Source organism: Bacillus sp. V33-4 (assembly GCF_002860225.1).
GTDB lineage: Bacteria > Bacillota > Bacilli > Bacillales > Cytobacillaceae > Bacillus_BJ > Bacillus_BJ canaveralius.
Map to the genome: position 1 here is coordinate 1 of NZ_PGVC01000041.1, position 9,974 is coordinate 9,974.

The following is a 9,974-nucleotide window of genomic DNA, read 5'->3' on the forward strand; positions in this document are numbered from 1 at the left end:
TGGAACACCCTGAAACCCGAGGACAAGAAGACAATATCTAATTCCTGTTTTCTACTCTACAGATAAGTTTGGAGACCAACAACATAATAATGATAGCTATTCGTTTTCTTTTTATAAGGACAGGTGACTGCTAAACAACTAACCATTTTTAGAAAAATATAAAAAACCAGCTCATCGCTGGTTCAATCATGTTAACACTTTATGCACATAAACCACCAACACATGGCATGAGTATCAATGAGGGGTGCCTGTCACCTTGTACAACATATGCAAGTGACACAGCATTGAATAATTTGTTATTGACTGTGAAGTTCATCTTCGAAATAAAAAGTTGATGGATGCTCTTTTACGGTATAAGAGTACTCCTTCATGTTCTTTACATACTGCCATTTATTTATTGTTACTAGTTCATCAGTGGTTTTTATTCTTACTATTTCACCAGTCTTGTACTTGTTTTTATCTGCCACCTTTTCACCTCATTTTTTTAAAATAAATAAGCACGATTAGCGATGCTTATTTATCGTCATTTTCTTTTTCTACTATTCGTATCCCGATTAATAATTGTATGGTTTGATGTGGTAGAAAATGAATATCTTTTAACTTCGGATCTAAATAAGAAATCTCAACTGTGCTTTCAGGATTTAGCCGTTCATGGTCTTGTGTAATTTGTTCAATTTTACGATCCAACTCCTTTTGGTTATTGGCGAAAGTGATTGTAGTCATAGTCATTTATCAACACTCCTTTTAAATCTATGTTTAGACACAAAAGGTGACGCCATTCCTCCAATCCACTTTAGCAATTTGTCCATAGGATTAATCCTTAACTTCTATTTTACCATTATCACCAAATTTAATCTTTATTATGTTCCTATCTGATGTAAATAGGAAAAGCACCTGGTTCTTTCACAATGTAATAAGTTAAAGGGAAAAACACGGGCAGGTCTATCTTATATACTCATTCAGCTATCCGATTATTGTGGAGAATAATAAAGGACAATCATGGTTTGGCATGATCGTCCTTGTTGAGGATTTATTTACTTAAACGCCTTGCTAACTTTCAGCTTCTTTCCTTTGATTGTTGTGTTCTCCATGGCTTGCAACACTAAAGAGCCTTTTCCATTAAGAATATCAACATATGACAAATTATCATGGATCGTTATAATTCCAATATCATCTGCTGTTACTCCAGGGATTTTCGCAATAGTTCCAACAAAATCGACAGCTCGAATCTTCTTCTTCTTTCCGCCGCTGAAATGGAGTTTCATGATATCTTTGTTTATTCGGGCTGTTTTATTATTTTGCACAACCCGGCGGCCGCTGAGCTTTTCTTCGAAAGCGGCTTTTCCTCTAGCAACTTCCTGATGTCCAGGCGCTTCCGCTGTAGGGATCTCAAAGCCAATATATTTTTCAATTGCCTTAATGAATTTGTCTTCATAAGGTGTTGCAAACGTAATCGCTTTTCCTTTATTGCCGGCACGTCCGGTTCTTCCTGTTCGGTGGACATAGCCCTCTTTTTCCATTGGAATGTCATAGTTGATGACAAGTGTCACATTATCAATATCAATGCCTCTCGCCGCTACATCGGTGGCGACAAGATAACGGAAATTCCCCATTTTGAATCCATCCATAACTGCAAACCGATCTTCTTGTTCTAACCCGCCATGGAGTCTTTCACAAGAATAATTGGACTCATCCAATTCGGCATACACTGTATCGACATGTTCTTTTGTTCGGCAAAAAATGATGCAGCTCTCAGGGTTTTCAACGACCGTAACGTCTTTAAGCAGTGAAATCTTTTCATCTTCTTTCACTTTGATCAAGATATGTTCAATTGTATCCGTCGTTATCCCGGTAGCAGCAATCTCGATATTAATAGGATTTTTCATATATTTGTGACAGAGATTTTCAACATCTTTAGGCAATGTAGCAGAAAATACCATCGTTACTCTGCTTGAAGGGATTTCTTTAATAATCGCTTCTACGTCGTCGATAAAACCCATATTAAGCATTTCATCAGCTTCATCGATAATAAGATACTTTATTTTATCCAAAACTAGGGTTCCTCTTTCGATATGGTCCATCACACGTCCAGGTGTACCGACGACTACATGAGTTTTTTGTTTCAATTCTTCTTTTTGTTTCGCAAAAGGTTCTTTACCATAAACGGCCATCGCTTTAATACGTTTAAACCTTCCAATATTCGTGATATCTTCCCGAACCTGAACAGCTAGCTCCCGAGTTGGTGTAAGGATTAATGCCTGTGGCTTTTTTTCTTCCCATTCAATCATTTCGCAAATAGGTATACCAAAGGCTGCAGTCTTGCCACTGCCTGTTTGGGATTTTACTACAAGATCTTCATTTTTCAGTGCTACTGGTATTACTTGACCCTGAACCTCTGTGGGAGCTTCGTATTTTAACACAGAAAGTGCTCTTCTTATTTCATCGCTTAAATTATAATCGTCAAAACTACTTTCACTCATGTATTAACCTCGTTTTTTTGTATTTATCCGACTTATATATAGGATTATCCTCAAAGAAATATCATATGCAAAATCTGACTATGGTTCATTATACTTGAAATACCAGATAAGTCGGGGTTTTTATTTTGAATTATAAAAAAGGAAGTGATCCAGCACTTCATAAAGAACTTTTAAAATCTATTACCCATACCATGACACAATAATATACCACCCGGCATATACTGGAATTTACTTCGCTGGCAAATGAATAGTCGATAAGCTGCAGCAGAATCAAATGAAGAGAGAGCAAAGAAATTAATTAAGCCTGACTCAACAAACCTGAAACTAATCAACACGATGATGGAGGGTGGTCGGTCATTTTTTACCGATATATTAATGGGTACAGGGTGTATGTAAGACAAACCGATAAGGGGAGTGTTTGACAATCAGGGACGCGATATCGACAGAAGGCCGAAGATGAAAATTATGGTTTGGGACATTATGATACGGTGGCTGATGCGTTAGACGCGAGGTCGAGAAATGGAGCAATCGGGTTAGCATCTATGCCATCTGTTTATGAATCGGTCCTGCCCTTCTGGAAAATGACAGATGGATTATTGGATGAGCTAATCCTGTATCCTCTTGAACTTGGCTATCATCTTCCCAGGTATAACCGTGGCTGGCCGAAACTATCTTATAATCAAGATATTTTGCAAGGGCTCAAGGATCTTTCAGAGTCATACGGTACCGAAATAACCATTGAAAATGGTATTGGCAGGGTGAAAATATAATTCTGCATTTAGCTGGCCTAATGCTGTCGGACCGTACGTAAGCAGGCCAGTCTGTTTTATTATTGCAAAATGGCAGAAAAGCCACCTAAAATAAGAGGTGGCTTTAAATGGGATTTTAGTGCCTTAATCTACTAAAAAGCACTTTAAGAATTTCTTTTCGCGGGGTTTTTTCTTTTTAGGCTTACAATACCAGTCATGCTCTTGATCATAGTCTCCATTACTGTCATAATACTTGTCCTCATGCTGCTTTTTCGGATGACATTTATGCTTCTTACTAAACTTGTCGTAGCCATCATACCACATACACATCACCTCCTTGTTTACTTGCTATATGATATGCAGGACTTGTACAAGCTGTAACGGCTTTTGCCAATGATGAAGATTACTTAAAGTTGTTTTGAAGCACAGAAAAAACCTGATAGTTTCATATTCAGCAAACAAATATCATAAAACAATTGCGTGAATAACCAAGGTGAAGATGGTTTTGTATTAGTCTTGCCTTTATTTAGCCGCTTTCATTTAATATAATGAATAAAAAACACATGTATTACAGAGGAGAGAAAATGTTGAACAGTTACGCCGCAAAGCTTGCACAAATGCAATTGGATGCATACAACAATCAGGATATTGAACAATTCTTGCAGGTTTATTCAGATGACGTTGAAGTACTGGATTTTCCTTCAAATAAAGCACTGTATACCGGAATAGAGAAAATGCGAGAAAGATATACAAACCTTTTTGCTGATAATCCAAGTCAGAACGCTGAGCTCTTATCAAGGACCGTAAAAGGCAATATTGTCATTGATCATGAGTATGTTACCGGAAGGGCAAGCGGCGTCAATACAGAAGCTATTGCCATCTATGAAGTAAAAGAGGATAAAATAGCAAAAGTTTGGTTTATTAGATGAACACCATGATTGAAGAAGTGCGCGCTGCATTATAAGATGTTGCTCGTACTAGTATGAAATGATTAGGTGAAGTCCTGAGAAAAAGAAAAAAGACACCACAGTACAACTTTAGGCATTACTAGGGGAGAGACGAGATGTGGATATTACAAAAGTTGATTTCGAAAATTGTTAAGGTTAGCTTGTGGCAAGTAGCTGGTGGAACAGTTATCGTAATTGCCTTGTTCAGTTTAATTATGCAGAAAATTGAACCAGAAACATTCCCGCGTTTCATTGATTCGGTTTGGTGGACGATGACAACAATTGTCACTGTTGGCTATGGTGACTACTTTCCGAAGAGTGATTTTGGCCGGATTCTGACAATGGTGTTTCTGTACACCTTTGGAATTGGTGCTATGGGGATTATGATCGGGAAGATATTTGAAAGCTTAAGCTTATACCAGCGGCGAAAGGAGGAAGGCAAATTGACATATGCAGGGAAAGACCATTATATCTTAATTGGTTCCTCACAGGACAAATTGCATAATGTCTTGGAAGAAATCATTAGCAGTGGACACAAAACTGACATCGTTGTTATTGATAATGCAAGCAAATCTCCTATCGACCATGAAAGAGTACACTTTGTGAGCGGCGACCCGGCTGAGGAAGACGTGCTGCTGCGGGCCAATATCCTTGAGTCAAAATCCGTGTCTATTTTTACGGATGATAAAATGGAGTTATCTGAATATGCTGATGGGAAAACGCTATTGATCGCTTCAAGGGTGGAGCATATCTCGAAACAGCATGAAAAAAGTATTTACACTATTGTGGAAATCAAGAAGGAAAAGCATATTTCCCTGTTCGAGCATGCAAATGTTGATGAATTCATCCTATCAAACGAGTCTGTCTCACGGTTGATGGCCCATGCCGCAATCCATCACGGTTCAAGCAAACTTTTTAAACAGTTGTTAAGCAAGGCCGATGGAGACAATCTGTATGAAATTGTTAAAAAACCACATTGGAACACATACAAGGACGCTGCCATTGAGCTATTTGAAATGGGGGCAACATTAATTTCCGACGGCAGCAGCCTCGATATTGCCCGCAGGCCGAATGATCGTATTCCGGAAAATGCTAAACTGTTTGTGATATGTGATGAGCAGACATATACAAGCATCGCAGGTACACACTAAATAATATATGCCCTTGTTCTAAGCGGTCCGTCATAAACGAGGACTGCTTTTCAGCGTTCTTCATAATGGCCGGCCTGTATCTTCAAATTATTAAAGATATTCTACATTTTTGTGCGGTTTTCTGTAACTATAATTATATTATGGGTTATAAAATTTCATTGAATTAGCTATGTTAGATAAATCAAAAAAGACCATCTTCCGAAGAAGATGGTCTTAATGTAAATGATTTTGCAGGGCGGCAATCCTGATCTCTGGTAACTACCCAAAACTTGCTGCGCGCGGGTAGCGCGTGGGGAACCTTTCCCACCTCAAAGTCCTTTACGGAGTTAATATATTCAGTTTTGTCCGATTACATGCGTGCTTTCTACACCTTTATGATACCCAAATAGTTTACTTTTGTAAACCCTAAGTGTCATTTTGTGTCCTTCCGTCATCTCTGGTCCATGTTATTTGAAAAATGAAAACGGGTATATTCTTCCTGTTCTTAGTCGGCCGGCCACCTTTTTTTGGCCATTGTTGAGAGTATAAAATGAACCTAAAAATAGGCCAGTAGTCGGACTCATTTTGATGGCCAACAGACAATGATCGCTCATCGCCTTATATAACTCGACTGTGCCTGGTTCTTTTGGATTTTGTCCGGCGTAATCAGGATTAGAGATCACGGCTGGAATATCCTGATAATACTTCATAATTATACCACTGAAGGGCGCGCTTTTAAATGTTGCCCTTTTATTATTATACGAGTGGGTTTTAATAAAGTTTCATTTTAATCGGCACTTTTTGAGATTTACATCAATATTACATCAATGGCTATTTTCGAGTAGTTTTTGGAGAAAAAGAAAAACCCCTAGAACTATTGAGGCTCTAAGGGTTTCCGGTGATGGAGAATAGGGGGCTCGAACCCCTGACCTCTACGCTGCCAGCGTAGCGCTCTCCCAGCTGAGCTAATTCCCCGGGATGAAGCTTTGTTAAGGTACAAAAAAGATTATAGCTTGAACTTTCCTTATATGCAAGCGAAATTTAAAAAGAGGAGCAAAAAATCGCTCCTCTTTTTAATGAAGGTTTTCTATTTCAACATTGCCGACGCCGTCAATGTCCGAGACTGCATAATATACATCGGTCGTCAATCGTTTGAAATGCACCGTGATGATTAGCTGGACGAGTTGGTCGCCTTCTTCGAGATCCTTAATACGAATGGTTTTGATCGAAATTTTCTCTTTCTTAATATGTGTGATAATGTCAGCAATATTCTTTTTCTCGCGCACTTTTAATTGCAGGCGAATTTCTTTTTCCCGGAGTTGCTTTGGCCCGATTAGCCCCATTAAGTAGGGCATGAATTCGACGCTGATGATCAGCAACGTGACACCGGCAATCGCCTCCAAAAAAAATCCGGCACCGACGGCAATTCCGATTCCAGCTGCTCCCCAGATCATCGCGGCAGTTGTTAAGCCTGATATGCTGTCATTGCCTCTCCGTAAAATAACCCCCGCACCAAGAAATCCAATTCCGGAAACGATTTGGGCAGCGAGTCGCAACGGGTCCATCGTGATATTAACTGAGTCACTGCCCGGAAACATGTAGGCTGATTCAATTGAAACAATCGTCAGCAAACAGCTGACAATTGAAATAACAAGACTCGTTTTTAAACCGACCGGCTTTCTTTTAATTTCACGCTCAAGGCCGATCACAAGGCCAAGCACTGCTGATATCCCTAACTTAATTAAAACTTCTATTTCTGCATGTGTCATTCTTTCTCTCCCATAAATCAAGTTGTATTGATGTATATTAACCGATTTTGAAAAAAGTTAATCCTTCTCATAAAAATTTGTAATAGTATAGAAATTTTATGATGAAACGTTGTAATATTATGTATATAAATTCTAAATAGCAACTGGCAAGGAGTACAGGCATGAATGAACCGAGAATAAACCCATATCTTGCCCTTGCAATCGGGGTGATATCCGTATCCACCTCTGCGATTCTTGTGAAAGTATCGTCAGCACCTGCCGGAGTTATTGCTTTTTATCGGCTGTTGTTTTCAGTGCTGCTAATGCTGCCATTTTTTCTTCTAAGGTATGTGTCCGAGCTCCGTCTTATTAGGAAAACGGACTGGCTTTTCTCTATGATTGCGGGAGTGATTTTAGCGTTTCACTTCATCCTCTGGTTTGAATCGTTAAACTATACGTCTGTCGCCAGCTCCACTGTGCTTGTGACCCTGCAGCCATTATTTGCATTCGTCGGGACATATTTGTTTTTTAAAGAAGCGCTGACAGCAAAAGCAATCATGAGCGGGATTGTCGCTATCGTGGGAAGTATTATTATTAGCTGGGGTGATTTGCGAATTAGCGGCATCGCGCTGTTCGGAGATTTGCTGGCATTGGCAGCCTGTGCGCTCATAACAGCCTATTTATTATTCGGACAAACAGTCAGAAAACGGCTATCGCTGATGACTTATACATTTGTTGTTTACAGTATAAGTGCTTTAACTTTGTTTGTTTATGTAATGGTAAGAAATGAACCATTAATTCCAACGGCCAGCAGAGATTGGATTTACTTTTTATTGCTTGCCGTCGTACCCACGCTGTTGGGCCACACATTATTTAACTGGTCATTGAAATGGCTGAGCACATCAACGATTTCAATGGCAATCTTGTTCGAGCCAGTAGGAGCGGCAGTACTGGCTTACTATTTACTTGGGGAACAGGTTATAATGACACAAATTGTCGGCGGAATGATTGTAATTATGGGAATTTCAATGTTTTTAATGGATGAACGAAGAATAAAGATGAAAAAGTTAAAAGAAAAATCAGCTCCAAGCTAGGGGGAAAAAGATGATAATCCGAGAAGCAATGGAAAAAGATGCTGCTGGAATTGCCGAAGTGCATGTGAAAAGCTGGAGACAGACGTATCAAGGTATTGTCAGTCAACAATTCCTTGATGAATTAAGTGAAGATGAAAGATTGAAAATATGGAGGCAGATCCTATCTTCACCTCAGCCAGGTGCAGCCGTTTTTGTCGCAGAAGAAAAAGGCAAGATCATTGGCTTTGCTTCATTTGGCAAAGAGCGCACAGGTGAACTCGATGCTGATAGCGAATTATATGCGATTTATCTTCTTAATGAATACAAAGGAAATAAAGTTGGGACAAAACTCTTCAAAAGAGGGGCAGAAGCATTATTGGCCAATGGTTTTAGTTCAGTGGTTGTCTGGGTGCTTAATGATAATCCAAGCAGGCTTTTTTATGAAAGCTTTAAGCCAATAAAGCTAACTGAACAGATGATCGACATTGGCGGCAAAGAATATAAAGAAACAGCATATCACTGGGATAACATAAAGAATTTACTCAAAAATAATAGTAGTGGCGATTAGTATAGATGGGGATCGAGATTGCTTTTGAAAAGTTTCCGATATTGGAAACGAATCGGCTGTATTTAAGAGAAGTGAGACTGGAAGATGCTCCTGCGATGTTTTCTTATTTTTCAAAGAATGAAGTAACTGAATACTATGATCTGGCATCATTTACGGATGAACAGCAAGCAGTTGATCTGATTCAAAGATTGCAGCAACGCTACCGTACAGGCGAGCAACTCCGCTGGGCGGTTGATTTAAAAGAACAGCCTGAGCAATTAATCGGAACATGCGGCTTTCATGCGATCGAGCCTGAACATTTTAAAGCGGAAATCGGCTATGAACTTCATCCTGACTTCTGGAATAAAGGAATCATGGCTGAAGTAATCCAACAAATCGTTCACTATGGTTTTAAGGAAATGGGGTTAAATCGGATTGAGGCCTTCTATGATCCTGCCAATGCTGCTTCGAGAAGGGTACTTGAGAAAAATGGTTTTGAATATGAAGGTATATTAAAGAAGAGATTTTTCGAAAAGGGCCAGTTTGTTGACGCTGCTATCTCCGCTATTGTAAATGATTCGCATAGGTAAACAAGGGATCCGGATTTTTATCCGGATCCAAATCATGAAATTACATAAAAATATGCGTAAAACCGAAAAAAATAAATCCTGATGTCACGCTAAAAATGAATGTACCCCCATATATTTTGCCATCGGCATTCGATATTTTTATTGCTTCGAAATAGGCAAACGCAATCAGAAATATTGCCATAACTAATGAAAGATATAGTGCAAAGGTTTCTGCCATGATTCCACACCTTTTCATTTAAACTACCATCAGTTTATGTACTGCTCGTCCTCATTATGCAAAAGAGATTATCCTGTGCGAAAAACAATGTAAAGCAATCATACCGCTGTATTATGCGTGTCATAACATTTCCTTGCTATTATCACTTAGTGGAAACTGTTCAGAGCAAATAAGAGAAGGTCAGTCTATCTCAGTTAAATAAGAATAATAATGATAAAAAAGGGTTAAACAAAGGACAAGAAATAAATAATTTGCGATTTCTTAAAATTATATTGCAAACATTTTTTATCCGTGGTATATTAATTTTCCGCCTTGAAAATGAGGCGAATAAATTTAAATAAACTGTTTGATAATAATTAATTTATTGTTGACATTCGATTTAAGTTTATGTTATATTAAGAAGGTCGCTTCTGAGCGATAACGAGTAAAAATTGCTCTTTGAAAACTGAACAAGCAAGCAAAAACGTCAACGTTAAGTTTATTTTTATTTAAG

At 38.7% G+C, this 9,974-nt stretch carries 13 protein-coding genes and 1 tRNA gene; 6 read left to right on the forward strand and 8 right to left on the reverse strand.

What is annotated here, in order from left to right:
- Window positions 1-296 precede the first annotated feature (296 nt).
- The 3 genes from CVD23_RS22020 to CVD23_RS15135 form a co-directional block, all read right to left on the reverse strand.
- Window positions 297-467 carry a hypothetical protein gene (locus tag CVD23_RS22020; protein ID WP_180955678.1) on the reverse strand — a complete coding sequence of 57 codons (171 nt, stop codon included), beginning with the start codon at window positions 465-467 and terminating at the stop codon, window positions 297-299.
- Window positions 468-513: 46 nt separating this feature from the next.
- Complete coding sequence (locus tag CVD23_RS15130) at window positions 514-729, reverse strand: hypothetical protein (RefSeq protein WP_101575912.1); 216 nt, start codon at window positions 727-729, stop codon at window positions 514-516.
- Between the two features lie 305 nt (window positions 730-1,034).
- Window positions 1,035-2,480 carry a DEAD/DEAH box helicase gene (locus CVD23_RS15135; protein ID WP_101666475.1) on the reverse strand — a complete coding sequence of 482 codons (1,446 nt, stop codon included), beginning with the start codon at window positions 2,478-2,480 and terminating at the stop codon, window positions 1,035-1,037.
- Window positions 2,481-2,968: 488 nt separating this feature from the next.
- Here CVD23_RS15135 and CVD23_RS15140 point away from each other — a divergent pair, with 488 nt between their 5' ends.
- Window positions 2,969-3,250, forward strand: a complete 282-nt coding sequence (locus CVD23_RS15140) for a hypothetical protein (protein WP_142382907.1) — start codon at window positions 2,969-2,971, stop codon at window positions 3,248-3,250.
- A gap of 123 nt (window positions 3,251-3,373) precedes the next feature.
- Here CVD23_RS15140 and CVD23_RS15145 read toward each other — a convergent pair whose 3' ends face one another.
- Window positions 3,374-3,553 carry a hypothetical protein gene (locus CVD23_RS15145; protein WP_101579651.1) on the reverse strand — a complete coding sequence of 60 codons (180 nt, stop codon included), beginning with the start codon at window positions 3,551-3,553 and terminating at the stop codon, window positions 3,374-3,376.
- A 263-nt stretch (window positions 3,554-3,816) separates the two neighbouring features.
- Here CVD23_RS15145 and CVD23_RS15150 point away from each other — a divergent pair, with 263 nt between their 5' ends.
- Complete coding sequence (locus CVD23_RS15150) at window positions 3,817-4,158, forward strand: nuclear transport factor 2 family protein (protein WP_257988527.1); 342 nt, start codon at window positions 3,817-3,819, stop codon at window positions 4,156-4,158.
- 134 nt (window positions 4,159-4,292) lie between these two features.
- Window positions 4,293-5,327, forward strand: coding sequence for a potassium channel family protein (locus CVD23_RS15155; protein ID WP_101579653.1), 1,035 nt, complete (start codon window positions 4,293-4,295; stop codon window positions 5,325-5,327).
- Between the two features lie 446 nt (window positions 5,328-5,773).
- On the opposite strand, the gene CVD23_RS15160 is transcribed toward CVD23_RS15155, so the two are convergent.
- The 3 genes from CVD23_RS15160 to CVD23_RS15170 all read right to left on the reverse strand — a co-directional run bounded on the left by CVD23_RS15160 (window position 5,774) and on the right by CVD23_RS15170 (window position 7,075).
- Window positions 5,774-6,016: a hypothetical protein gene (locus CVD23_RS15160; RefSeq protein WP_101579669.1), complete on the reverse strand. Its 243-nt coding sequence runs from the start codon at window positions 6,014-6,016 to the stop codon at window positions 5,774-5,776.
- Window positions 6,017-6,208: 192 nt separating this feature from the next.
- Window positions 6,209-6,281 (reverse strand) — tRNA-Ala (locus tag CVD23_RS15165).
- A 98-nt stretch (window positions 6,282-6,379) separates the two neighbouring features.
- Entirely contained in the window at window positions 6,380-7,075 is a 696-nt protein-coding gene (locus CVD23_RS15170) for an MgtC/SapB family protein (protein WP_101579668.1), read from the reverse strand.
- Between the two features lie 161 nt (window positions 7,076-7,236).
- On the opposite strand from CVD23_RS15170, the gene CVD23_RS15175 reads away from it, so the two are divergent.
- From CVD23_RS15175 to CVD23_RS15185, 3 genes are read left to right on the forward strand one after another with little or no spacing between them, the layout of a single operon-like run.
- Window positions 7,237-8,148 carry a DMT family transporter gene (locus CVD23_RS15175; protein WP_101579667.1) on the forward strand — a complete coding sequence of 304 codons (912 nt, stop codon included), beginning with the start codon at window positions 7,237-7,239 and terminating at the stop codon, window positions 8,146-8,148.
- A gap of 10 nt (window positions 8,149-8,158) precedes the next feature.
- Window positions 8,159-8,695, forward strand: coding sequence for a GNAT family N-acetyltransferase (locus CVD23_RS15180; RefSeq protein ID WP_101666477.1), 537 nt, complete (start codon window positions 8,159-8,161; stop codon window positions 8,693-8,695).
- 5 nt (window positions 8,696-8,700) lie between these two features.
- Window positions 8,701-9,264: a GNAT family N-acetyltransferase gene (locus tag CVD23_RS15185; RefSeq protein ID WP_180955679.1), complete on the forward strand. Its 564-nt coding sequence runs from the start codon at window positions 8,701-8,703 to the stop codon at window positions 9,262-9,264.
- Between the two features lie 40 nt (window positions 9,265-9,304).
- Here the strand turns inward: CVD23_RS15185 and CVD23_RS15190 are convergent, their stop codons facing one another.
- The gene (locus CVD23_RS15190; protein ID WP_180955680.1) at window positions 9,305-9,481 is read right to left on the reverse strand and encodes a hypothetical protein; all 177 of its coding nucleotides are present in this window, start codon (window positions 9,479-9,481) and stop codon (window positions 9,305-9,307) included.
- Between the last annotated feature and the right edge of the window lie 493 nt (window positions 9,482-9,974).

Bases quoted from the DNA above. Each gene is read 5' to 3' on its own strand.
- CVD23_RS15190 (WP_180955680.1), bottom strand. From the start codon at position 9,481: ATGGCAGAAACCTTTGCACTATATCTTTCATTAGTTATGGCAATATTT.
- CVD23_RS15155 (WP_101579653.1), top strand. From the start codon at position 4,293: ATGTGGATATTACAAAAGTTGATTTCGAAAATTGTTAAGGTTAGCTTG.
- CVD23_RS15145 (WP_101579651.1), bottom strand. From the start codon at position 3,553: ATGTGGTATGATGGCTACGACAAGTTTAGTAAGAAGCATAAATGTCAT.
- CVD23_RS15160 (WP_101579669.1), bottom strand. From the start codon at position 6,016: ATGAAGTATTATCAGGATATTCCAGCCGTGATCTCTAATCCTGATTAC.
- CVD23_RS15185 (WP_180955679.1), top strand. From the start codon at position 8,701: ATGGGGATCGAGATTGCTTTTGAAAAGTTTCCGATATTGGAAACGAAT.
- CVD23_RS15180 (WP_101666477.1), top strand. From the start codon at position 8,159: ATGATAATCCGAGAAGCAATGGAAAAAGATGCTGCTGGAATTGCCGAA.
- CVD23_RS15135 (WP_101666475.1), bottom strand. From the start codon at position 2,480: ATGAGTGAAAGTAGTTTTGACGATTATAATTTAAGCGATGAAATAAGA.
- CVD23_RS15130 (WP_101575912.1), bottom strand. From the start codon at position 729: ATGACTATGACTACAATCACTTTCGCCAATAACCAAAAGGAGTTGGAT.
- CVD23_RS15175 (WP_101579667.1), top strand. From the start codon at position 7,237: ATGAATGAACCGAGAATAAACCCATATCTTGCCCTTGCAATCGGGGTG.
- CVD23_RS15170 (WP_101579668.1), bottom strand. From the start codon at position 7,075: ATGACACATGCAGAAATAGAAGTTTTAATTAAGTTAGGGATATCAGCA.